Source organism: uncultured Brachybacterium sp., from assembly GCF_947500705.1.
GTDB lineage: Bacteria > Actinomycetota > Actinomycetes > Actinomycetales > Dermabacteraceae > Brachybacterium.
Map to the genome: position 1 here is coordinate 88,694 of NZ_CANMSY010000007.1, position 21,623 is coordinate 110,316.

The 21,623-nt window shown below is 70.8% G+C and carries 21 protein-coding genes and 1 tRNA gene; 12 read left to right on the forward strand and 10 right to left on the reverse strand.

Annotation, left to right across the window (positions count from 1 at the left end; all coding sequences use genetic code 11):
• Positions 1-61: 61 nt before the first annotated feature.
• Entirely contained in the window at positions 62-484 is a 423-nt protein-coding gene (locus Q0937_RS12885) for a VOC family protein (RefSeq protein ID WP_299304243.1), read from the reverse strand.
• A 211-nt stretch (positions 485-695) separates the two neighbouring features.
• On the opposite strand from Q0937_RS12885, the gene Q0937_RS12890 reads away from it, so the two are divergent.
• Together Q0937_RS12890 and Q0937_RS12895 are read left to right on the forward strand one after the other, a co-directional pair.
• Positions 696-1,610, forward strand: a complete 915-nt coding sequence (locus Q0937_RS12890; RefSeq protein ID WP_299304245.1) for a sulfurtransferase — start codon at positions 696-698, stop codon at positions 1,608-1,610.
• Positions 1,607-2,086: a SufE family protein gene (locus tag Q0937_RS12895; protein ID WP_299304247.1), complete on the forward strand. Its 480-nt coding sequence runs from the start codon at positions 1,607-1,609 to the stop codon at positions 2,084-2,086. The genes Q0937_RS12890 and Q0937_RS12895 overlap by 4 nt, the downstream gene beginning before the upstream one ends.
• An 81-nt stretch (positions 2,087-2,167) precedes the next feature.
• Here Q0937_RS12895 and Q0937_RS12900 read toward each other — a convergent pair whose 3' ends face one another.
• Positions 2,168-3,052: a hypothetical protein gene (locus tag Q0937_RS12900; protein ID WP_299304249.1), complete on the reverse strand. Its 885-nt coding sequence runs from the start codon at positions 3,050-3,052 to the stop codon at positions 2,168-2,170.
• Positions 3,053-3,273: 221 nt separating this feature from the next.
• Here Q0937_RS12900 and Q0937_RS12905 point away from each other — a divergent pair, with 221 nt between their 5' ends.
• Complete coding sequence (locus Q0937_RS12905) at positions 3,274-4,632, forward strand: M20/M25/M40 family metallo-hydrolase (protein WP_299304251.1); 1,359 nt, start codon at positions 3,274-3,276, stop codon at positions 4,630-4,632.
• Between the two features lie 58 nt (positions 4,633-4,690).
• On the opposite strand, the gene Q0937_RS12910 is transcribed toward Q0937_RS12905, so the two are convergent.
• Entirely contained in the window at positions 4,691-5,368 is a 678-nt protein-coding gene (locus Q0937_RS12910) for a TetR/AcrR family transcriptional regulator (protein ID WP_299304253.1), read from the reverse strand.
• A gap of 86 nt (positions 5,369-5,454) precedes the next feature.
• Here Q0937_RS12910 and Q0937_RS12915 point away from each other — a divergent pair, with 86 nt between their 5' ends.
• Both Q0937_RS12915 and Q0937_RS12920 read left to right on the forward strand, forming a co-directional pair.
• Positions 5,455-6,309: a hypothetical protein gene (locus Q0937_RS12915; protein ID WP_299304255.1), complete on the forward strand. Its 855-nt coding sequence runs from the start codon at positions 5,455-5,457 to the stop codon at positions 6,307-6,309.
• 224 nt (positions 6,310-6,533) lie between these two features.
• A complete protein-coding gene (locus Q0937_RS12920) occupies positions 6,534-6,815 on the forward strand; it encodes an HPr family phosphocarrier protein (RefSeq protein ID WP_299304257.1) in 282 nt (93 codons plus the stop codon).
• 131 nt (positions 6,816-6,946) lie between these two features.
• On the opposite strand, the gene Q0937_RS12925 is transcribed toward Q0937_RS12920, so the two are convergent.
• From Q0937_RS12925 to Q0937_RS12935, 3 genes are all read right to left on the reverse strand, one after another.
• Positions 6,947-7,032: transfer RNA gene (locus tag Q0937_RS12925), tRNA-Ser, on the reverse strand.
• Positions 7,033-7,096: 64 nt separating this feature from the next.
• The gene (locus tag Q0937_RS12930) at positions 7,097-7,957 is read right to left on the reverse strand and encodes a universal stress protein (protein ID WP_299304259.1); all 861 of its coding nucleotides are present in this window, start codon (positions 7,955-7,957) and stop codon (positions 7,097-7,099) included.
• Between the two features lie 157 nt (positions 7,958-8,114).
• The gene (locus tag Q0937_RS12935) at positions 8,115-9,035 is read right to left on the reverse strand and encodes a helix-turn-helix transcriptional regulator (protein ID WP_299304261.1); all 921 of its coding nucleotides are present in this window, start codon (positions 9,033-9,035) and stop codon (positions 8,115-8,117) included.
• A gap of 520 nt (positions 9,036-9,555) precedes the next feature.
• Between Q0937_RS12935 and Q0937_RS12940 the strand changes: the two genes are divergently transcribed.
• A complete protein-coding gene (locus Q0937_RS12940) occupies positions 9,556-11,688 on the forward strand; it encodes a prolyl oligopeptidase family serine peptidase (protein WP_299304263.1) in 2,133 nt (710 codons plus the stop codon).
• Positions 11,685-13,808: a S9 family peptidase gene (locus Q0937_RS12945; RefSeq protein ID WP_299304265.1), complete on the forward strand. Its 2,124-nt coding sequence runs from the start codon at positions 11,685-11,687 to the stop codon at positions 13,806-13,808. Before Q0937_RS12940 ends, Q0937_RS12945 begins: the two co-directional genes overlap by 4 nt.
• Before the next feature lie 19 nt (positions 13,809-13,827).
• On the opposite strand, the gene Q0937_RS12950 is transcribed toward Q0937_RS12945, so the two are convergent.
• The 4 genes from Q0937_RS12950 to Q0937_RS12965 are packed head-to-tail and all read right to left on the reverse strand — an operon-like array spanning position 13,828 to position 17,244.
• Positions 13,828-14,604 carry an SDR family NAD(P)-dependent oxidoreductase gene (locus tag Q0937_RS12950; RefSeq protein WP_299304267.1) on the reverse strand — a complete coding sequence of 259 codons (777 nt, stop codon included), beginning with the start codon at positions 14,602-14,604 and terminating at the stop codon, positions 13,828-13,830.
• A gap of 31 nt (positions 14,605-14,635) precedes the next feature.
• Positions 14,636-15,475, reverse strand: a complete 840-nt coding sequence (locus tag Q0937_RS12955; protein WP_299304269.1) for a MetQ/NlpA family ABC transporter substrate-binding protein — start codon at positions 15,473-15,475, stop codon at positions 14,636-14,638.
• A gap of 54 nt (positions 15,476-15,529) precedes the next feature.
• Positions 15,530-16,231, reverse strand: coding sequence for a methionine ABC transporter permease (locus tag Q0937_RS12960; protein ID WP_299304271.1), 702 nt, complete (start codon positions 16,229-16,231; stop codon positions 15,530-15,532).
• Positions 16,228-17,244 (reverse strand): methionine ABC transporter ATP-binding protein, encoded by a 1,017-nt coding sequence (locus Q0937_RS12965; protein WP_299304273.1) that lies wholly within the window; start codon positions 17,242-17,244, stop codon positions 16,228-16,230. Before Q0937_RS12965 ends, Q0937_RS12960 begins: the two co-directional genes overlap by 4 nt.
• 230 nt (positions 17,245-17,474) lie before the next feature.
• On the opposite strand from Q0937_RS12965, the gene Q0937_RS12970 reads away from it, so the two are divergent.
• The 5 genes from Q0937_RS12970 (at position 17,475) to Q0937_RS12990 (ending at position 21,554) form a co-directional block, all read left to right on the forward strand.
• Positions 17,475-17,771, forward strand: a complete 297-nt coding sequence (locus Q0937_RS12970; protein ID WP_299304275.1) for a hypothetical protein — start codon at positions 17,475-17,477, stop codon at positions 17,769-17,771.
• Position 17,772: 1 nt separating this feature from the next.
• The gene (locus Q0937_RS12975) at positions 17,773-18,795 is read left to right on the forward strand and encodes an ABC transporter ATP-binding protein (RefSeq protein WP_299304277.1); all 1,023 of its coding nucleotides are present in this window, start codon (positions 17,773-17,775) and stop codon (positions 18,793-18,795) included.
• A 2-nt stretch (positions 18,796-18,797) separates the two neighbouring features.
• On the forward strand, positions 18,798-19,664 hold the full coding sequence (locus tag Q0937_RS12980; protein WP_299304279.1) for an ABC transporter permease: 867 nt from the start codon (positions 18,798-18,800) through the stop codon (positions 19,662-19,664).
• Positions 19,665-19,740: 76 nt separating this feature from the next.
• Positions 19,741-20,910: a sensor histidine kinase gene (locus Q0937_RS12985; RefSeq protein WP_299304281.1), complete on the forward strand. Its 1,170-nt coding sequence runs from the start codon at positions 19,741-19,743 to the stop codon at positions 20,908-20,910.
• Positions 20,907-21,554, forward strand: coding sequence for a response regulator transcription factor (locus Q0937_RS12990; protein ID WP_299304283.1), 648 nt, complete (start codon positions 20,907-20,909; stop codon positions 21,552-21,554). Before Q0937_RS12985 ends, Q0937_RS12990 begins: the two co-directional genes overlap by 4 nt.
• Positions 21,555-21,623: the final 69 nt, after the last annotated feature.

The window sequence follows — 21,623 nt, forward strand, 5'->3', positions numbered from 1 at the left end:
ATCGCCCCGCCGGGCCGCTCCCCCTGTCCGGAGGTGGAGCGGCTTCTCGGCGAGCGGTCTCTCAGACGGAGAGGCAGAGGCAGAACGGATGGCCCGCCGGGTCGAGGTAGACCCGGAAGCTGCCCGAACCGGAGGGCTGATGATCGTGGACGACCGCGCCGAGCGCCAGCACGCGCGGTTCGGCGGCGTCGATGTCACTCACCGCGAAGTCGAGATGGAACTGCTGGGGATGCGCCCCGGCGGGCCAGCTGGGACGCTGGAAGTCGTCGATGCGCTGGAAGCCGAGGGAGGCCTGCCCGCCGGGTTCGTCGTGCGAGATCCGCCCCTGCGGCGGAGTCAGCTCCGCCCAGTCGGCGTCGCTGCCCTCCTCCACCCGCCAGCCCAGCAGCTTCGCGTAGAAGGTTGCCAGCTGCAGCGCGTCGGGGCAGTCCAGCACGGTGAGATCGAGTGTGGGGATGACGGGTTCCTGGTCCAGGTTCTCCATGCGCCCACCGTAGGAGCCGGAGCGGCTCAGGGGAAGGGGGACGGGCTGTCTGCCGAGCGGCGGGGAAGGGCTGCGCGCCGAGGGCGGTGGTGAATCCACCGAGGGGGCGGTGAATCCGCCGAGGGCGAAGAGCCCGATGCGCCATTGCCCGCGCTCCGGTGACAGACTGGGGTTATCTGCCGCGTGCCATCGACCGTCGAAAGGTGAACTGATGACCGTTCCTGTTGATCCCACCCCTGCTCTGCAGGATTACGCCCACCCCGAGAAGCTGGTGACCACGCAGTGGCTCGCCGATCAGCTCGCCGCCGGCCATCCCGAGGGACTCGTCATCGTCGAATCGGACGAGGATGTGCTGCTCTACGAGACCGGCCACATCCCCGGGGCGGTGAAGGTCGACTGGCACCTGGACCTCAACGATCCGGTCACCCGCGACTACGTGGACGGCGAGGGCTTCGCGAAGCTCATGGACGCCTCCGGCATCACGCGCGAGACCACAGTGGTGGTCTACGGCGACAAGTCCAACTGGTGGGCCGCCTACGCCCTGTGGGTCTTCGAGCTGTTCGGTCACGCCGACGTGCGCCTGCTCGACGGCGGCCGTGCGGCCTGGCAGGCCGAGGGCCGCGAGATGACCACTTCCGACGACGCCCGCCCCGCACCGACCAGCGGTTATCCGGTCGTCGAGCGCGAGGACGCCCCGATCCGCGCCTACCGCGAGGACGTGCTGGACTTCCTCGGAGGGCCGTTGATCGATGTGCGCTCACCCCAGGAGTACTCCGGCGAGCGCACCCACATGCCGGACTACCCACAGGAGGGGACCGTGCGCGGCGGGCACATCCCCACCGCGCGCTCCGTGCCGTGGGCTCGCGCCGCCGCCGAGGACGGCCGCTTCAGGTCGCGCGCCGAGCTCGAGGCGATCTACCAGGGTGAGCTCGGCTTCGACACCGCCACCCCCACGGTCGTGTACTGCCGCATCGGAGAGCGCTCGGCGCACAGCTGGTTCGTGCTGACCTACCTGCTGGGCTTCGAGAACGTGCGCAACTACGACGGCTCCTGGACCGAGTGGGGCAACGGCGTGCGCCTGCCGATCGCGCAGGGCACCGAGCCGGGCGAGGTCCCCACGCGATGACCGACGGCACCACCACCTCCGGCACTGCCTCCGACGCAGGCCTCCCGTCCGCCTTCGCGGAGATCGCCGAGGACTTCCACGCCCTGACCGGGCGGGACCGGCTGCAGCTGCTGCTGGACTTCTCGAACGATCTGCCGGCGCTGCCTGAGCGCTACGCCGAGCATCCCGAGCTGCTCGAGCCGGTTCCGGAATGCCAGTCACCGATCTTCCTGATCACAGAGGTGGAGGGTTCTGGGCGCGAGGCGACCGCGCGCCTGTTCTTTTCCGCCCCGCCGGAAGCGCCGACCACCCGCGGCTTCGCGTCCATCCTGGCGGAGGCGCTGGACGGTCGCAGCGTCGGCGAGGTGCTCGACACCCCGGAGACGGTCACCGGTGCACTGGGGCTGGCCGAGGTGGTCAGCCCGCTGCGGCTGAACGGCATGGCCGGGATGCTCGCCCGGATCAAGCGTCAGCTCACGGTGAAGGCCGGTCTCTGAGCTGCAGGGCATCTGACCCGCAGCTCTGACCTGCAAAGAGACGGCGCAGCTGCTGGAGGAGACCCGTCGGCGAGCGGTGACTCAGACCGAGGGCGGCGTACGGGGCCGGGTCTGCGACCCGGTACCCGGCGGCTTCCGCTGCCCGCCCGTCGGGTCACGGTGGCCGTACCGCTCGTACGCCCTGCCCGCGGCGCGCTCCGCACCCGAGCGCAGCACCCCGAAGGCCGCACGTCCCGCCTCGGACTGCGCGAACTCGAAGGCCGAGCGAGCTCGTCGGCTGAAGTCGGCGCGCTCCTCGGCAGTGGCGTGCTCGTCCCCGGGGCCGCCGGCCGGCGAGGCGAAGTCCTCGTCGGCCTCTCCGCTCTCGATCCGGACGTGCCGATCCCGGGCCACTTTCAGCTCGAGCGGCACCCGCACCTGCCGCACCAGTGCGGTGCGCACGTCCTCACGGATCTGTGCCGCCTGCTCGTCGAGATAGTCCTCGAGCGCAGCGGCGCCGTCCTGCAGCGTGAAGGCCCTGCCCAGCAGGAACGACGCGAGGTCAGAGGCGACCTCGGGCGAGAGCCCGTAGGCATCGGAGGAGCCCCGCGCATCTCGCAGCGCCACCGCATCATCGCGCTCGAGCGGGCTGGGGGCGATGTCCACGGCGCTCAGCACATCCTCCACAAAGGCATGGAAGGCGGCGTCCCCCGGCACATCGGCCTGGCGCAGCTCCACCCTGCTGGTCCCGTCGGGCAGCCGCAGCCGGGAGACGCCCTCCCGGGCGAACTCATCCCGCGCAGCGCGGCGCAGCAGGCGACGGGCGGCCCTCTCCAGATGACCGGCACCCGCATCGCGGGGGATCTCCGGCGCCACCGCGCGCGCGTCGGCGATCAGGGACGCACGGGTGCCCGATGCCTCGGCGCGCTTGCGCACCGTGCCCGGGAGCGCGGCGAGCCGTTCTCGAAACGTGAAGATCTGCACCATGGGGCACCTCCTGGAGGAGTGGGTGTGAGCTCCCCATCGTACGGACCTCGGCGGCCGGGACCGAGACGTCCGTCGAAACAATCAGAGGAGCAGCCGTGCCCTCCCCCGTCGGCACGGTCGGAGGAGCAGCCGTGCCCTCCCCCGTCGAGGACTGATCCCTTCCGCGGGGTCCGCGTGCCGCCGAGTACGGTGGGAGCACCCGACCCCAGGAGGACCCCGGCATGCCGATCGCCGCCCCCACCGCCGATGAACTCCTCACGCTGCAGGACGAGGCGGTCCGCTTCACCCGCGAGCTGATCCGCATCGACACCACGAACTTCGGAGGCAACGACCCCGCCACCTGGGGCAAGGGCGAGAGCGAGGCGGCCGCCCACGTCGTCGCGGCGCTGCGTGAGGTGGGGCTCGAGCCGACGGTCATCGAATCAGCTCCGGGCCGCCCCAGCGTGCTCGTGACGATGCCGGGCGAGGACCGCTCGCGCGGCGGCCTCATCCTCCACGGCCACCTCGACGTGGTCCCTGCGAAGGCGGAGGACTGGTCGGTGGACCCCTTCGCCGCCGAGCTGATCGACGGCATGATCTACGGCCGTGGCGCGGTGGACATGAAAGACATGGTCGCGATGCTCCTCGCGATCGCCCGTCACCTCGCCCGCACCGGGCAGGTTCCGCCCCGGGATCTGATGTTCGCCTTCTTCGCCGACGAGGAGAACGGCAGCGTGTGGGGTGCGCAGTGGCTGGTCGAGAACCATCCCGAGCTGTTCGAGGGCATGACCGAGGCGATCAGCGAGGTGGGCGGTTACTCGATCACCCTCCCCGAGCAGGAGAACGGCCAGGACGTGCGCGCCTACCTGGTCCAGACGGCGGAGAAGGGCCTGGCCTGGGGTCGGCTGCGCGCCCATGGCCGGGCCGGCCACGGATCGGTCCCCAACGACGAGAACGCAATCGTGCGCCTGGCCCGTGCGATCACTGCGATCGACGCCCACCACTTCCCCGTCGAGTACATCGCCAGCGTGCGCGCCCTGTTCGACGGGATCACCGAGATCACCGGCCAGGGCTGGGACGAGGCGGACATCGAGTCATTCCTGCCGCTGACCGGCGGAGCACGGCACTTCGTCTCGGGCACCCTGCGCGACTCCGCGAACCTGACCATGCTCGAGGGCGGCTACAAGGTCAACGTCATCCCGCAGACCGCGGAAGCCGGCTTCGACTGCCGCTTCCTCCCGGGCCACCAGGAAGACGTGCTGGCGCTCCTGGACGAGCTCAGCGGCGAGCACGTCGAGGTGATCATCGACCACGTCGGAGTCTCCGTCGACTCCCCTCGCGAGGGACCGCTGGTCGATGCGATGACCGCCGCCATCCAGGCCGAAGATCCGGGATCCCGGGTTCTCCCCTATGCGTTGAGCGCCGGCACCGACAACAAGCCGCTGAGCGCCCTGGGGATCATCGGCTACGGCTTCGCACCGCTCCAGCTGCCCGCCGGCCTCGACTTCGCCCCGCTCTTCCACGGGGTGGACGAGCGGGTGCCGGTCGATGCGGTGCGCTTCGGCGCAAGGGTGCTGCTGCGCCTGGTCAGCGACTGCTGAGCGGGGCTCAGCCCTCGATGCCCTCGACCTTGAGCGCACGGCGCCCAGTCGTCGGTGCTCAGTCTTCGGCGGCCTCGCCGGCGGCGCGGCACAGTGCGAGCAGCTCCCCCGCCGCAATCGGATCCTCCGGGCCGATCCCCGTGTACCAGCTGGGCGCGAAGGTCAGGATCTTCTCCAGCAGGGAGGTGGCGTCGAGCGGCGCGCCCTCGGCGGCCTGCTGCTCGGTCTCCACCAGCCACTGTGCCGCCAGTGCCAGCTCCGAGCCCGCGATGGAACGGCCGGTGGACTCCGTCCGCAGACGCTCCGGCACCTGATCGCCGAGGTAGCCGAAGGCCTCCCCGTGCAGCATCGTCATCTTGTCGACCAGGATCATGTAGGTGCGGTGGGAGAACTTCCAGTCCAGCGCGCCGCGCAGGAACGCATGATGACGCTCGACATAGGCGACGAACATCCCGAAGCCGAACTGCACCGCGTCCTGCTGGTTCTGCTTCTCGACGGCGAACGCGCGTCCGCGCGCCCAGGCGGCATCGAACATCTGCTGGAACATCGCGCCCATCAGCTCATCGAGTCCGGAGAAGTGGCTGTAGAACGCGGCCCGGCTGACCCCGGCGCGCTTCGCGAGGGCATTGACGGTCACCTCGCCGTCCATGGAGGTGAGGTCTCGGGCGGCGGAGAAGATCGCGGCTCTGGTGCGGGCCGGTCGGGGATCCGGGGCGCGGTCGCTCGTGCTGGGCATCTGTCCATAGTAGCGCCGAGAAGATGTACGAGGCCTGCACCGATGCAGCGAGCTGAGACCGCAGACAGTGGGGCAGGATGGGGGCCATGCGCTCCTTCCTGTCCGACCTGACCGGACGCCTCCAGCCGCAGGGCCACCCGCTGCTGGACGGCTTGCGCGGACAGACGGTCATCCACACCTGTGTCGCCTCCCGCGGCACGTGGACCATCACGGCCAGAGGCTGGGTGCTGCAGTCCCGGATCCAGCGGCTGGACGGCCCCGCGCTGGATGGCGATCTCTCGGCCGTCGTCGGCCTGCGAGACCCCCGCCTGGTGGGGGCCACCATCGACGGCGCAGAGCTGCTCGGCGACGGGCTCCTCACGCTGACTCTGCGGAATCCGCAGGGCCCGCTGCGTCTGAGCACCGTCCCCCGCTGGCAGCTCGATGCGCCGCGCGGGGCGAGGCTCCAGGCTGAGGAGAAGGGCGAGCTCATCGACCGCCCGGCCGGACCGCCGATGCACGCCACCACCGCCGCCCTCGCCGAGCACGCCGCCTCCTCCCGCAGCGGCATCGAGGAGCGCCTGCTGGCGATGGGCCGTGAGCAGTGGTTGCATCCCGGGCATGTGGTGGCCGTCCTCGCGAATGCAGGGGCCCTGGATGATGCGGAGTTCGAGCGGCGGGGGCCGCTGCTGCTGGCCCGGCTGATCGCCCGCGAGGAGGTCCGGGCCGGCTTCGTGACTGCGGGCCGCTTCACACCCTGGGACCTGCCGCTGCAGGAGATCATCGAGCACATCGCCACCACCTGGACAGCGATCGGGGGGCGCTCGCCAGGTGCCGACATGATCGCCTGGTTCGAGCTCACCGACGTCGGCCGCGGCGCCCTGGGACCCACCAGCGACCAGACCACGCCGCCGGGGATGTCGGGATACGACTCCCCCGGCGTGGTCGGCGGCTTCCGGTGAGCATGCCCGACGAGCTCTCCACGGCGCGCTGTCCGCCACCCCTGACGGTTCTCCGCCACGATAAGCACGGACGCCGCCCGGACCGCATCGATTCTGTTCAGCTGTAAGGCTTCTCTCCGGCAGTCCGAATATCTGGTGAACGGCAGTCAAACCTCGGGCGCGTCACCGGCGGAGGGTGAGCGGCGTTACGCTGAGGGTCGTCCCACGTCGAGAAAGGCGCCCCGATGCCAGCACGTACCGTGAAGGTCGCGAGCACCAGCGGCCTCCATGCCCGCCCTGCGGCGATCTTCTCCCAGTCCGCCAGCGAGCAGCCCGTCGCCGTCACGATCGAGACGGCGGATGCCGGACCCGTGAAGGCGTCCAGCATCCTCATGCTGCTGACGCTGAACGTCGACCACGGCGATGAGGTCACGCTCCGCGCCGAGGGCGAAGGCGCCGAGGAGGCCCTCGAGACGCTCGCCTCCCTTCTGGAGACCAATCTCGACAAGGAGTTCCGGGACCGCTGAGACTCGCGGACGGCTGAGACGCGGCGCCGGCACACAGCACGAATGCCCCCGCCGCCTCCCGCACATGACGAAGGCCCCCGTCGGATCCCGACGGGGGCCTTCGTCGACCTGATATATCTCCAGGTCAGGAGCGGTAGCGGCGGGATTTGAACCCGCGGTGGCTATGAACCACACATCATTTCGAGTGATGCACCTTCGGCCGCTCGGACACGCTACCGTCGGACAGCTTAACCACCGCGACGCCGCGCGTTCAATCCCGTCGACCGTAGACGCGAGTCACATCACTCGCCCGAGGGCCTGCGGACCACCGTGACATTGCCGGTCGCGTGCAGCACGGTCGCCTGCGCGGTCGAGCCGACCCGGCCCCGGCTCAGCCCGCGATGGCCGAGGACCAGCATCCGGGCACCATCCGCTGCGGACAGCAGCCCTTCGGCCACGGTGCGATCCTCGAGCATCCGCGCCTGGACCTCCAGCCCCCCGTGCCGTGCGGCCGCCCGCGCCGCGCCCTCGTCGAGCATCCCTCGTGAGCGGCTGCCTGCGCTCCAGGCCTCCGCCCCGCTGCCGTAGGGGGCATGGCCTCCGTCCTGGACGTGGACGACCCGGAGCACGGAACCCCAGACCGCAGCGAGATCCGCAGCCAGATCGACGGCCTCGCCCGCCGCCTCGGAGCCGTCATAGGCGGCCAGCACCGGGCCCGCCCGGTACTGGTCGGAGCGGATCACCACCACGGGGCAGCCGGCGTCATGGAGGATGCCGCGGCTCACCGAGCCCAGCAGCACACCCATCACCGCACCGAGACCGCGGGTGCCCACCACCAGCAGATCCGTGGTGCCGGAGATCTCTTCGAGCACCTCACGCGGCATCCCTGCCCGCAGCTCGGCGGCGACCGGCACACTCGGGAACTGCGCGCTGATCCTCTCCGCGGCATCATCGAGCAGGCGCCTGGCCTGGTTGCGGGCCCCCGCCGGATCGATCACGGGGATCCCGGGCATGCCCTGCCCGAGCAGCGGCCAGGACCAGGCGTGGACGAGACGCACCCCGGAGCCGGTGCTCTGCGCGAGCTCCGCGGCCCAGCGCACGGCGGCCATCGCCGCGGTGGTGTCGTCATATCCCACCACGATGTTCGAACCGGTCAGAGCCATGACCCACACCTCCCTGTGCGGCCGGGCGACTACTCCCCTCACCCTACGCCGCCGCCCGCGTCCTGACGAGGTGTGAAGCTCCTGCCGGAGCGACCGGTCGGCACCCGCGCTGACGAGCCCTCCGGCATGCACCGTGCAGCGCCGGCAGCACGAGCCTTCAGCAGGAGTCCTCGTCCTCGTCGTCCTCGTCGTCCTCCCCCCAGTCCCAGCGCAGGCCGAAGGTGCCGGGACCGAAACGAGCATCGCTCACCTGGAGCCGATCACGTCGATCCAGCCGCACCGGCGTCACCGACTCCCCGGACTCCGTGCGCCGATACCGCTCGGACACCAGCGGCTTGCGCTCACCCCGGAACTCGACCTCGAGGAGCACATCGTTCGCACGGCGCGGCACGCTGTACATCGCCGCGGTCAGGTCGGTGGCTTTCGCCGTCATCTCCACGCGATAGGCGAGCGTCGCCACCTGGCCGGCGTCGAGCACACCCTCCACCTTCAGCTCCACGCCGTAGGCCCGGTGCTCGGGCCACGCCACCCGCCTGCCCACCGCGCAGCCCTCCAGGGGGATGAACTCCGGGGAGTTGTTCGGCTCGGAGGGCTCGAGCAGGTGCACCACGGGAAGGCGGCAGATCCCGGACTCGAGCGCACGCACGGTCAACCGGTAGTCGAACCGCTGCACCTCCCGTGACGAGTCGATGACGACGTGCTGCTGGAACACCCGTTCGTGGGCGTACTGCTGCGGCGTCTCGAAACCCAGTTCTTCGAGCGCTCGATGGAACACCTCCCGGCGGCTGCCTCTGCCCACGTAATTGGCGGGCTGGATGGATCGTCCACGCGGCCTCGGTGCACCCACCAGGCCGGCGAGGTCGTCGGGCGATTTTCCCAGCAGCTCCTCGAGCGCCGCGACCACTCCGAGCGACTGCTCTCCGCCAGGGAGGCTGCGTCCGGACTGCCAGTTGCTCAGGGTCGCGACGCTCACCGGGCGGTGCCGGGCCCGCAGACGCTGGGAGATCACGGTCAGCGACAGGCCGCTCTGCTCGATCGACTCGCGCAGCACGGAGGCGAAGCGTTCTCCCTCGCCCATCGTCACCTCCTCGACTCTCTTCTGCCCGCTGCCGCGTTCAGGTCTGCTCGCCATCGACGGGACGCCTGATCATCCAGACACCCGTTCACCATTTCCTACTAACCGCTAAAACCCTGAGCGTACCGTTCATGACGGACCTCACATCAAGTTCTCAGGTTTGAGCGATCGAAAGGTCAGGGCACTATGCATCTTGCAGTCCGGTCTAGGCGCGGTTCTCCGGCTGTCCCGGTGGTCATCGACGATCACCGGCACCTCCACCGGTCGCAGCGCCCCTGCCCATGCTCAGTCATGGCGGCTCACCGTCGAGCCGCCGCAATGGCGACAGGGACCTCCATCATGCACCTGAACTCGCGGTGGGGTCGACCCTGCACGGTGCCGTACGGCGACGGAGCCATCGGCTCCCGCGCCCCCTGAGCAGCGAAAGGCGCCTGACATTACCAACACCACGATCCGTGTGACCGACACGGTCGTGGGGTGACGCAGTTCGACGAAACGGTCGCCTCGAGAGGAAAGCCGCCCCATGACTCAGCACACCGTCTCTCCGACAAGCTCTGCTCCCACCCCTTCGGAAAGACCCTCCTCCGCACCACCCGCTCCCGTCCCTCAGAACCTCGAACGCACTTTGTTCGGGGACATCACCCCGATCCCCTATCGCTGGCTCCGGGACTCCCGCTCCCCCGAGGTCATCGACCACTACGCCGCCGAGAACGCCTACACGGACCAGCGCACCGCCCACCTCGATGCGCTGCGCCGCGAGCTCACTGCCCGCACCGAAAAGCCGGTGCCGCACGTCGAGCTCTCCGCTCCCGTGCTGCTGGACGGCTGGTGGTACATCGACCGTGCGGATCCCGCCGACGGTGCGACCTTCTCGCGGGTCCGGGACCATGCCGCCCTGCGCGGCCCCGCCGGGATCCCGGAGGTCACCCCCGGCAGGCTTCTCGACGGAGAGAAGGTCCTGATCGAGGGCTGCGTGGGGACGATCGGCATCGCGATCTCCCCCGACCATCGGCTGATCGCCCGGGCCGAGGTCGCGCTGGGCGGCTGCCGGGTCATCGTCACCGACGCCGAGACCGGCGAGGAGGTCGACCGTTCGATCCTCGGAGCCGGGCCCGACCTCGTGTTCTCCGCCGACTCCCGCAGCCTGCTGCACACCGGGCTCGACGACCTCGGTCGTCGCCATCAGGTTCTCTGCCACCGGATCGGCACCTCGCTCACCGAGGACACGGTGCTGGTCGAGGACGAGGATCACTGGTCAGACCTGTCGATGTCCCGCTCGAGAGACGGCTCCGCAGTGCTGATCCGCTCCTCCTCACCGACCGGCAGCGAGGTATGGCTCGTTGATCTCGCAGCTCCCTGCGCCCCGCCGCGCTCGGTGATCGGGCGGGTCCGGGATGCACATCTCGTGGTCGAGCATGCCGGGGACCGGCTGCTGGTGATCACTGAGGAGCCCGGGAGCCGCCACAGCGTGCTCCGTCAGACATCTCTGGGCACCACCGGGGAGCCGCCGCGCGGGCCGGCGCTGCTGACCGCCCGCGCCGGCGAGCACTTCGAGTCCGTCGAAGCCTTCGCCGGGTTCGTCGCCCTGCAGGTGCGGTGGAACGGACTGCCCGAGGTGCGAATCCTCCCGCGCTGCGCCGACGGCTCGCTCGACATCCTGAGCATGCATGTGGTGGGACGCCGCGGCGAGCTGGACGCCGTCCGCATGGAACCCACCCCGGACTGGGACCAGCGGTCGCTGCGCTATCGGCTGGACAGCTTCCTCACCCCGCCCACGATCCTCGAGCACGATCTGGACACCGGCATCAGCACCGAGCTGCTGCGCGCCGATGTGCCCGGCCACGACGCCTCGCGCTATGTCGAGCGACAGCTGTGGGCGACCTCGGCCGACGGCACCCGGGTGCCGATCTCGCTGTTCGCGCGGCGTGACGTCCCGACCGACGGCACCGCTGCCTGCCTGCTCTACGGCGACGGGGCCTATGGCGCTGCGGTCGACCCGATCCTGCAGCTCGAGTCGCTGGCGATCGCGGACCGCGGCGTCGTCATCGCGGTCGCGCACGTGCGCGGCGGCGGCGAGCTGGGCCCGAACTGGCACCGCCAGGGGCGAGGGCTGAGCAAGACCAACTCCTTCGACGACTTCGTGGCGTGCGCGGATCATCTCGTCGCGACCGGTTGGGCGGCCGAGGGCAGGCTGGGCGCGGTCGGCACCGGCGCCGGTGGCCTGCTGGTGGGCGCAGCGGCGAACCGTGCCCCGAAGCGATTCCGCGCGGTGCTGGCGGGCACCCCCCTGGTGGACCCGTTGGAGACACTGCTGGACACCGACGTGATGCTCACGCTCGAGGAATGGGCGGAGTGGGGCGATCCGGCGGGTGATGAGGCGACCTACCGTTCCCAGCGCGGGTACAGCCCTGCGGAGAACATCCGCGAGACCGAGTACCCGGCGGTCTTCGCCTGGACCGCGATGGAGGGGACGAACACCCCTGTGGCCTGCGCCGCGATCTGGATCGCACAGCTGCGCGCGCGGGTCACCTCCGACCTCACGGAGCGCCCGATCCTGCTGCGCACCACCCCCACCATGGGCTCCGCCGGTGATCCCCGGGTCGAGGGCGTGGCCTGGCTCCTCGATCAGCTGGGCGCGGTTACCCTCGGGGAATGACCAAGGAGCACCCCACCGCGTCCGTTTCTGCCCCCGTTCCCCTCCACCGACCCACCGAGCGGATCTTCCACGGCGACACCGTGGAAGATCCGTACGAGTGGATGCGGGAGAAGACCGACCCCGAGGTGATCGCCCACCTCGAGGCGGAGAACGCCTACGCCGATGCCCGCACCGCCCACCTGGCGGGCCTGCGCGCGACGCTGGTGGAGGAGTTCATCGGGCACACCCAGGAGACCGACCTCAGCGTGCCGGTGCGCCGCGACGACTGGTGGTACATCACCCGCACCACTGCGGGCGACGACTATCCGAGGTTCACCCGGGTCGCCGACACCGGCACGATGCCTCAGGTCGAGGCGGGCACGATGCTCGAGGGCGAGCAGGTGCTGCTGGATGCGCAGGCCGAGGCCGCGGGAGCCGAGTTCTACTCGCTCGGCGGGCTGGTCCCGTCCCCCGACCACACCCTCTACGCCTCGGCGGTCGACACCGCCGGAGATGAGCGCTTCACGCTCCGGATCAAGGACCTCGCCTCCGGTGAGATCATCGACGAGGCGGTCACGGGCGCCGGCTACGGGCTCGCCTTCTCCACCGATCAGCAGTGGCTGTTCTACGCCCGGGTGGACGACTCGTGGCGTCAGCACCAGATCTGGCGGCACCGGATCGGCTCCGACGCGAGCGAGGACCAGCTGGTCATCGAGGAGCCCGATGAGCGCTTCATGATCGGCTTCGACCGCTCACGCGACGGCTCGACCCTGGTGATCCAGGCCGGTTCCACCTCCACCACGGAGGCCTGGCTGCTGGATCTCACGAACCCGGCCGCGGCCCCGGTGCCCGCCGGTGGGCGCCGCGACGGAGTCGACTACGGCGTCGAGCACGCCGGCGACCGGCTCCTGATCGTGCACAACGACGGCCATCGCGGCTTCGCGCTCGCCCAGGCGCCGCTGGAGGCGCCGGAGCGCTGGGAGGAGCTGCTGGTCGCCGACGAGGGCGAGCGGCTGCTCGCGGTCGAGGCCTTCGCGAGCGTCGTCGCGCTCGAGCTGCGCAGCGGTGGTCTGGCGAGCGTGCGGCTGATCCCCCGCGCGGCCGATGGCACGCTGCTGGTCGCCGAGGCCACCGACATCACCCACGGCGGAGAGCTGGACACCGTCGAGCTGGACGCGAACCCCAACTGGGACCAGCGCACGGTGCGCTATCAGCTCACCAGCATGCTCACCCCCACCACGGTCGCCGAGCGGGACCTCGCCAGTGGTGAGAGCATCGTCCTGCGGGTCACCCCGGTGCCCCACTACGACCCCTCGCTGTACGTCGAGCGCCGCGAATGGGCCCGCGCCGAGGACGGCACCGCGATCCCGCTCAGCGTGGTGGCGCGCCGGGATGTCCCCGTCGACGGCACCGCCCCGGGCTACCTGTACGGCTACGGCTCCTATGAGGTCTCGATCGACCCGTCGTTCGTCCCCACGCGTCTCTCCCTGCTGGACCGCGGGGTGGTCATCGCGATCGCGCATGTGCGCGGAGGCGGCGAGATGGGCCGCGACTGGTACGAGCACGGCAAGCTGCTCGAGAAGAAGAACTCCTTCAGCGACTTCGTCGCCGCCGCGAAGCACCTGACCGACTCGGGCCTGGTGGCTGTGGGCCGGCTCTCCGCCGAGGGGCGCAGCGCGGGGGGCCTGCTCATGGGCAGTATCGCGAACCTCGCTCCGGAGCGCTTCCGCGCGATCATCGCGGGCGTGCCCTTCGTCGACGCGCTGACCACGATCCTGGATCCCTCGTTGCCGCTGACCGTGGGCGAATGGGAGGAGTGGGGCGACCCGCTGCACGATCCGGAGGTGTACGCCTACATGAAGGGGTACACACCGTACGAGAACATCCGCGCGGTGGAGTACCCGGCGATCTTCGCCTCGACCTCGCTGAACGACACCCGGGTCTTCTTCGTGGAGCCCGCGAAGTGGGTGGCGCGCCTGCGCGAGACCGTCACCTCCGACCAGGCGGAGCGGCCGATCCTGTTCCGCTGCGAGATGGTCGCCGGGCACGGCGGCCGCTCCGGTCGCTACCGCAAGTGGGAGCAGCGCGCGGACGAGCTCGCCTGGCTGCTGGATCAGCTGGGGGCGACCGAGCTGATCTGAGCCGGACGAGCAGCCGCCGTCAGCTGACCAGGTATCCGCCGTCGACCGGGATCTCCGCGCCGTTGATCATCGAGGCGGCGTCGGAGGCGAGCCAGACCGCGACGTCGGAGACCTCGCGGGGCCGCGCGAAACGGGAGAGCGGGATGCGGGCGAGCATCGGCGCGGCCTTGGCCGGCTGCCCACCCCACACCGTCTGCCCCATGTCGGTGAGCACCACGGTGGGGCAGATGGAGTTCGCGCGCACCCCGTGCTCGCCGAGCTCGAGGGCGAGGGTGCGGGTCGCCATGACGAGGCCCGCCTTGGCGGTCGAATAGGCATAGTGCTCGACCAGGGGACGCAGCGCGGCGGCGGAGGCGATCGTGATGATCGCGCCGCCGCCGGAGGCTGCCATTGCCGCCCCGGCTCGGGCGGCGAGCAGGGCGGGGGCCCGCAGGTTCACGCGGAGGGTTTCATCGAAGTGCGCGGTATCCAGCGCCTGGACCGTCTCCGGGTGGGAGAGGCCGGCGTTGTTGACCAGCACGTCCAGGCCCTCCATCAGCGCCGAGGCCTCTGCCCAGAGACGGTCGGGGACCTCCGGGTCCGCGAGGTCCGCGGCGAGCACCGCGGTGCGGATCCCGTGCTCCTCGGCCAGCCGCGCGGCCGGCGCCTCGAGCGAGGCCGCGTCGCGGGCGCTGAGGACCAGGTCGGCGCCGGCGGCCGCGAAAGCACGGGCGATATCCGCGCCGATCCCGCGGCTCGCGCCGGTGATCAGGGCGCTGCGGCCGGCGAGGGGACGGGAGAGATCCTGAGAGGTCATCTCCTCAGGCTAGCGGCCGTCCCTCGTCCGCTCAGAAGGCGGGGATCACGGCGCCGGAGTAGGTCTCCTCGATGAAGGCGCGCACGTCCTCGGAGTGGAGCAGCTCGTCGAGCTTCTTCAGCGCCGCGTTCTCGACGTCCTCGGTGCGGACCACCAGCATGTTCGCGTACGGGTTCTCCTCGCCGGACTCGAGGGCGAGGGCATCCTCGGCGGGGCTGAGATCCGCCTCGAGGGCGTAGTTGCCGTTGATCACGGCGATCGCGTAGTCGCCGAGAGTACGGGGCAGCAGCGCCGCGTCGATCTCCTGGAACTCGAGGTTCTTGGGGTTCTCGGCGATGTCGTCGACCGTCGCCTCGGTCGGCTCGATCCCGTCCATGAGCGCCAGCAGGCCCTCGGCGGCGAGCAGCGCGAGGGCGCGGCCGCGGTTGGTGGGGTCGTTCGGGACGCCGACAGCAGCGCCCTCCTCGATCTCCTCAAGGCTGGTGAGCGACTCGGAGAAGATGCCGAGCGGCTCGATATGCACGCCCTCGAAGGGGGTCAGCTCGTAGCCGTTCTCCGCGATCTCGGTCTCGAGGTAGGGCAGGTGCTGGAAGAAGTTCGCGTCCACCTCGCCCTCGCTGAGCAGGCGGTTCGGGATCGGGTACTCGGTCTGCTCCTGCAGGTCGAGCTCGAGGCCCGCGTCCGCGGCGAGGTTGTCCTTGACGAAGGTCAGGATCTCCATGTGGGGCAGCGGGGTCGCGGCGATGCGGATCGTGGTGGTGCCGCTCTCCTCGGTCAGCGGCGCCTCCTCCTCCCCGCCGCAGGCGGCGAGGGTGAGGGCGGCCAGGCCGGCGCCGGAGGCGAACAGGGTGCGGCGGGAGATGGTGCTCATGGCGGGGTCCTCCAAAGGACGATGGGGTGGGGGGTGGCGATGGGGTGGTGCGGGTCAGACGGTGCGGGCGCGATGGTCGACCCCGCGGGCGAGGCGGGAGCCGAGCAGCTGCACCAGGATCACGATGGCGACCAGCAGGATGACGGTCACGATGATCATCTCGGTCTGATAGCCGGTGTAACCGCGGTTGTACGCGAGCTGGCCGAGACCGCCGGAGTTCACGGAGCCGGCCATGGCGGTGTAGCCGATGACGGCGATCGTGGTGGTGGTGATCGAGCCGATGATGCCGGGCAGCGCTTCAGGGATCAGCACCTGGCGGATCACCTGCCAGCGGCTCGCGCCCATCATCCGCACCGCCTCGATCTTCCCGGCGGGGATCTCCCGCAGGTTCAGCTCGAACAGCCGGGCGGCGAAGGGCACCGCAGCGATGGTCAGGGCGATCATCGCCGCGTTCGGGCCGGTCGAGCGCCCGGTGATCGCTGCGGTGACCGGGATCAGCGCGATGATCAGGATGAAGAACGGGAACGAGCGCAGCACGTTCACCACGAAGCCGACGACCTGGTTGAACGTGCGCACCAGCGGTGACGTCGACCCCTCGGTCTCGAACAGGGCGATGCCCAGCGGCAGGCCCAGCAGCACCGTGAGCAGCATGGTCACGACGGTCATGTAGAGAGTGACCAGGGTGGCCTGCCAGGGGCCGCCGTCCCAGCGGGTCAGCAGCGGGTTCGACAGCCACTCCTGCAGGATCTCGATCATGCGGTCACCTCCTTGGCGACCACGCCGGCCGCCTCGAGCTCGGCGAGGAAGGCGGCGAGCCCCTCGGCGCTGATCGCGGCACCGGAGCGGTTGCGCAGCGCGAGCTGCACGCGGCCCACCTGGCGGCCGCCGATGGTCTCGATCGTGCCCGCGACGAGCGTCGCCTCGGCCTCGTAGGTCTCGGCGAGCCGGATCAGGTCGTCGGTGGTGTGGAAGCGCTCGGAGTTCCCATAGTCGCAGTTCACCACCAGGGCATCGATGCCGGTGGGTGCCGGGGGCAGCGGGATCAGCTCGGCGCTCAGCGGACCGTGGGGATCTGCGGCGACGTCGAGCAGGTCGCCGGTCTGGGTGATCCGTCCGTCCTGGAGCAGGGTGACGGTGTCGCAGACCTCGCGCACCACCCCCATCTCGTGGGTGATGATCACGACGGTGATGCCGAGGCGCTCACGCAGGTCGCTGATCAGGCGCAGGATCTGGCGGGTGGTGGAGCCGTCGAGGGCGCTGGTGGGCTCGTCGCACAGCAGCACCTTCGGCTCAGCGGCCAGCCCGCGGGCGATGCCGACGCGCTGGATCTGCCCGCCGGAGAGCTGCGCGGGATGGTTATGCTCGCGCCCGGTGAGCCCCACCAGCTCGACCAGCTCGGCCACGCGCCGCTGACGCTGCGCACGGGGGACGCCCGCGATCTCGAGCGGGTGGGCGATGTTCTGGGCGGCGGTGCGGGAGTCCAGGAGGTTCGCGTGCTGGAAGACCATGCCGATGTTCCGGCGGGCGGTGCGCAGGGCGGCACCCTCCAGCGCGGCGATGTCGGTGCCGTCCACCTCGACGCGCCCCGAGCTGGGCTTCTCCAGCCCGGTCAGGCAGCGGATGAGGGTGGACTTCCCGGCGCCGGAGCGACCGACGATGCCATGCACGCGGCCCGGCTCCAGATGGAGGTCGATACCGTCGAGCGCGACGACGGGGTCTCCGCCGCCGGGTGCGGGGAAGACCTTCGTGAGGCTGTCGAGAGTGATCACCAGGGCAGTACAGCACCCGCGACCGGATGCATCGAAGCATCACGTCATATGGCGAAACAAAGGTCACAGACTTGCAGGTCCGCGTGTGGACGGGGTCACGCTCAGGGCTGATCCCCGAACCACACAGGGGTTCTCGTCTGACATTTCTCATGGGTGGTCGATGAGGTTCCCATCCCAGCCCGTGAGGTGGCGCCCTACTGGAGGCAGGCGCTTCTCGGAAGAGTAGGGGCATGACATCGACACAGCCCTCTGCCTCGTCCCCTGCCCCTGCCCCTGCCCCTGCCCCTGCCCCTGAGCGTTCAGTCCTGATGGACCTGATGGCCTTCACCCCCTCCGCGACCCTCGGTCGCGAGCTGCTCGCCCTGATCGCGAACGTGGCTCTGATCGGGCTCCTCGTCCTCGTGATCCAGCCGGAGCCGCTGGTCACCGCCGTCATGCTCGGCGTCGTCGGCCTGTTCATGGGGGTACGCCTGGTGGTCGGCTTCCGCACCCAGGGCTACGCCCGCGACCTGACGGGCGGGCGCTGAGATGACGACCCTCGACCAGGCACCGACCACCACCGGCTCCACCGGTTCTACCGGCACCACCGCCTCCGCCGCCACTACGAGCACCGACGCGACCGACATCGCTGCCGACATCGTGCTCCAGGCGAGCGGCCTCAGCCGTCGCTATGGACGCGGCAAGGACTCGTATCTGGCCGTCGACGGTCTGGACCTCACCCTCCACCGCGGCGAGCTGTTCGGCCTGCTGGGCACGAACGGCGCCGGCAAGACCTCCACCCTCGAGGTGCTCGAGGGCCTCGCCCGCCCCACCGACGGCACCGTGCGCGTGTTCGGGCACGACCCCTACCGCGAGCGTCGTGCCGTGCGCCCCCGACAAGGGCTCATGCTGCAGACCGGCGGCTTCCCGGCAGACCTCACCGCCCTCGAGGCGCTGAGGATGTGGAGCAGGACGCTGAGCACCCCGCGGCCCGTGCTCGACGTGCTGGCCGACGTCGACCTCGCCGATCGGGCGGGCACCCGCATCTCCTCGCTCTCCGGCGGGGAGCTGCGCCGCCTCGACCTGGCCAGCGCGATCGCCGGCGACCCGGAGCTGCTGTTCCTCGACGAGCCCACCACCGGGCTGGACCCCGAGTCGCGGGCGCGGGCCTGGGAGCTCATCGCCTCCCTCAAGGCGCGCGGCACCACGATCGTGCTGACCACGCACTACCTCGATGAGGCCGAGTCCCTCGCCGACCGCCTCGCGATCATGCACCGCGGGCAGATCGTGCGCGAGGGCACGGTGGCCGACGTCGTCGCCGGGCACGCCGCCCGGATCCGCGCCACGCTGCCGGCGAGCGCCCCTGCGCTCCCCGAGCTGCAGGGCGAGGCCGTACGCAGCCCCGAAGGTCGCCTCGAGGTGACCACCTCCTCGCTCCCCGAGGACCTCCACACCCTGCTCACCTGGGCCCGCTCCGCCGGGGTCGAGCTCAGCAGCCTCGATGCCCGCGCCGCCAGCCTCGAATCGGTGTTCCTCGAGATCGCCGGCTCCACCCACACCCTCGAAGGATGATCATGACCTCCTCCCCAGCTCTCGTGTCCGCTCCCCGCGCCGAGTCCCCTCTCGCCGCTTCCGCCCCGGGATCCGCCGCCGCCCCCCGCACCCGCCGCCTGCCCCGCCTGCTGGGCCTGGCCGCCGCGGAGCTGTCCCTCCTGCGACGCAATCGCATGCAGCTCGGCACCGCCATCGTGCTGCCGCTCGCGCTGCCGTTCTTCTTCCTGCCGCTGGCGCAGAACGGAGCCTCCGGCGCCGCGCTGGCCGGCGTGCTGGGCACGGGCTTCGTCGTCGTGCTGCTGTTCGTCGTCTACTACAACCTGCTGTCCGCCTACGTCGCCCGCCGCCAGGACCTGGTGCTGAAGCGGCTGCGCACCGGTGAGGCCTCCGACGCCACCGTGCTCGCCGCGACGGCCACCCCCGCACTGCTGCTCGCGGCCGTGATGATCACCCTCACCACGGCGCTCTCGATCCCGCTGCTGGATCTGCCCCTGCCCGAGAACCCCCTCGTGCTCGCGCTCGGGTTGGGCCTCGGCGCGGTCATGCTCGTGCCGCTGGCCCTGGTCACCGCGAACATCACCCGCACCGTCGAATCCGCGCAGGTCACCTCGCTGCCCGCGATGGCCGTCTTGATGATCGGCGCCGGCGGCATCCTGCCGCTCGATCTCCTGCCCGAGTGGGCGGCACGGCTGATCACGTTCCTGCCCTCCGCGCCGATCACGGCGCTGGTGCGGCTGGGCTGGCTGGGCATCGACGCCGACGGCGCCGCCGTAGCCGGTGCCGACGCCTGGCTCCTCACGGCCGGGCAGACAGGGATCCTGCTCGCCTGGACCCTCGTCGGCGCTCTGATCGTGCGCGAGCACTTCCGCTGGGAGCCGCGCGGCTGAGCATCGCCGCCATCGTCTGAACCGATAAGCTTCCCACCAGGTCGTCGGCCCTTTCGGCGACCACGAGAGGATTGACGTGGACACCACCATCGGTCGCCAGTGGAGCGTGTTCTACGCGTACACGGCGTGGTCAGTCGTTCTCGTGCTGGTGATGGTCCCGCTGGGAATCATCCTGTTCCTCGACGCGAACGTCTCGGCCCTGCTGGCCACTGAGCCGATCACGACCGCCGTGCTGATCGCGCAGATCGCCCTCGGCGCCTGGTCGGGCTGGCGCGCCCTGGAGGGGTGGTCCGCAGCGGACGCCTTCCCTGGGAGGGACCGCTGGGGGATCCGCCGGGTGGGCACGCTTCCCTCGGATCTGTCCCTGCTCGCCGTGGCCGCCTCCTCGGCACTGATCGCCGGACTGGTCCTGTTCGGCGAGGTGGACGGTCGTCCCCTGGCGGTCTCCCTCTCCGTGCTGACCACCACGGCCGGCTTCCGCTGGCGGTGGGAGGTCGGTGCCCTCTGCGCCACGGTGTTCACGGGGATGGTGGCCCTGCTGCAGCCCTCCGTCGCCACGGCGGTCTCCTGCGGGGCGATCGTGGTCGCCGCCGTGCTCTCGATCCGCATGTCCCTGTGGCTGGCGGCGATGGTGCGGGAGCTGGACGACGCCCGGCAGGCACAGGCTCAGCTGGCCGTCGCCGAGGAGCGCCTGCGCTTCGCACGGGACCTGCACGACGTCACCGGGCGGGACCTCTCGGTGATCGCGGTGAAGGCGGAGCTGGTCGCGCAGCTGGCCGAGCGCGAGGACCCCCGCGCCGTGGAGCACAGCCGCGAGGTCGCCCAGATCGCCCGCACCTCGCTTGCCGAGATCCGTGGCCTGGTGCGCGGCTACCGCGAGGCGGATCTGGCCACGGAGCTGCGCGGCACCGCCTCGCTGCTGCGCTCCGCCCACGCCGACGTCACGATCCGCGGTGAAGCCGAGGAGGTCCCGGCCCGGCACGCCGGCACCGCCGCCTGGGTGCTGCGCGAGGGCGGCACCAACATCCTGCGCCACGCAGACCCTTCCGCCGTGACGATGACGCTGAGCGCCGACGGGGTCACCCTCGTCAACGACGGCGCGCCTGGGACCGACGAGGTCCTCGAGGGCAGCGGACTGATCGGGATGCGTGAACGCCTCGGCGCCGGGTCCGAGCTCAGCGTGCGCCGTGAGGACGGCATCTTCACCCTCGATGTCCGCTTCGATTCCCCGGGAGACACCCGATGACCGCTGCCCCCTCTGCTGCTCCTGGCACTGCCGCCACCCCGTTGCGGGTGATCCTCGTCGACGACGAGAATCTGATCCGCTCCGCGCTCGCCACCATGCTCTCCCTCGAGGACGACCTCGACGTGCGCGGAGAAGCCGCGACGGTTGCAGACGGAATCCGCCTGGCGCAGTCCGAGCAGCCGGACGTCGCGGTGCTCGACCTGCAGCTGCCCGACGGGGACGGCCTCGAGCTGGCCGGCCGGATCAGCGAGGTCTCCTCCGCCACCCGTTGCCTCATCCTCACCTCGCATGCCCGGCCCGGCTACCTCAAGCGGGCCCTGGCCCAGGGCGTGCTCGGCTTCCTGCCCAAGACCACCTCCGCCGATCAGCTGGCGCGCGCGGTGCGCGCGGTCGCCGCGGGGCGTCGCGTGATCGACCCGGAGCTCGCCGCCGAGACGATCTCCTCCGGAGACTCGCCCCTTACCCCGCGCGAGGCCGATGTGCTGGAGTTCGCCGCGGATGGTGCCGCGATCGAGCAGATCGCCCGCCGCGCCCACCTCGCCGAGGGCACGGTGCGCAACTATCTCTCCAGCGCGCAGGCGAAGCTGCAGGCCAGCAACCGGCACGAGGCGGTTGCGATCGCGCGGCGCCAGGGCTGGATCTGAGCTGACCCGCGGCCTGGTCCGCGGCCAGCTCGCGCGCCCTCGGCCTGTTCGCCGGCCTGCGACCTGTTC

Excerpts from the sequence above, each read along its gene's own strand:
- Q0937_RS12885 (WP_299304243.1), bottom strand. The coding sequence starts at position 484 with ATGGAGAACCTGGACCAGGAACCCGTCATCCCCACACTCGATCTCACC.
- Q0937_RS12890 (WP_299304245.1), top strand. The coding sequence starts at position 696 with ATGACCGTTCCTGTTGATCCCACCCCTGCTCTGCAGGATTACGCCCAC.
- Q0937_RS12895 (WP_299304247.1), top strand. The coding sequence starts at position 1,607 with ATGACCGACGGCACCACCACCTCCGGCACTGCCTCCGACGCAGGCCTC.
- Q0937_RS12900 (WP_299304249.1), bottom strand. The coding sequence starts at position 3,052 with ATGGTGCAGATCTTCACGTTTCGAGAACGGCTCGCCGCGCTCCCGGGC.
- Q0937_RS12905 (WP_299304251.1), top strand. The coding sequence starts at position 3,274 with ATGCCGATCGCCGCCCCCACCGCCGATGAACTCCTCACGCTGCAGGAC.
- Q0937_RS12910 (WP_299304253.1), bottom strand. The coding sequence starts at position 5,368 with ATGCCCAGCACGAGCGACCGCGCCCCGGATCCCCGACCGGCCCGCACC.
- Q0937_RS12915 (WP_299304255.1), top strand. The coding sequence starts at position 5,455 with ATGCGCTCCTTCCTGTCCGACCTGACCGGACGCCTCCAGCCGCAGGGC.
- Q0937_RS12920 (WP_299304257.1), top strand. The coding sequence starts at position 6,534 with ATGCCAGCACGTACCGTGAAGGTCGCGAGCACCAGCGGCCTCCATGCC.
- Q0937_RS12930 (WP_299304259.1), bottom strand. The coding sequence starts at position 7,957 with ATGGCTCTGACCGGTTCGAACATCGTGGTGGGATATGACGACACCACC.
- Q0937_RS12935 (WP_299304261.1), bottom strand. The coding sequence starts at position 9,035 with ATGGGCGAGGGAGAACGCTTCGCCTCCGTGCTGCGCGAGTCGATCGAG.
- Q0937_RS12940 (WP_299304263.1), top strand. The coding sequence starts at position 9,556 with ATGACTCAGCACACCGTCTCTCCGACAAGCTCTGCTCCCACCCCTTCG.
- Q0937_RS12945 (WP_299304265.1), top strand. The coding sequence starts at position 11,685 with ATGACCAAGGAGCACCCCACCGCGTCCGTTTCTGCCCCCGTTCCCCTC.
- Q0937_RS12950 (WP_299304267.1), bottom strand. The coding sequence starts at position 14,604 with ATGACCTCTCAGGATCTCTCCCGTCCCCTCGCCGGCCGCAGCGCCCTG.
- Q0937_RS12955 (WP_299304269.1), bottom strand. The coding sequence starts at position 15,475 with ATGAGCACCATCTCCCGCCGCACCCTGTTCGCCTCCGGCGCCGGCCTG.
- Q0937_RS12960 (WP_299304271.1), bottom strand. The coding sequence starts at position 16,231 with ATGATCGAGATCCTGCAGGAGTGGCTGTCGAACCCGCTGCTGACCCGC.
- Q0937_RS12970 (WP_299304275.1), top strand. The coding sequence starts at position 17,475 with ATGACATCGACACAGCCCTCTGCCTCGTCCCCTGCCCCTGCCCCTGCC.
- Q0937_RS12975 (WP_299304277.1), top strand. The coding sequence starts at position 17,773 with ATGACGACCCTCGACCAGGCACCGACCACCACCGGCTCCACCGGTTCT.
- Q0937_RS12980 (WP_299304279.1), top strand. The coding sequence starts at position 18,798 with ATGACCTCCTCCCCAGCTCTCGTGTCCGCTCCCCGCGCCGAGTCCCCT.
- Q0937_RS12990 (WP_299304283.1), top strand. The coding sequence starts at position 20,907 with ATGACCGCTGCCCCCTCTGCTGCTCCTGGCACTGCCGCCACCCCGTTG.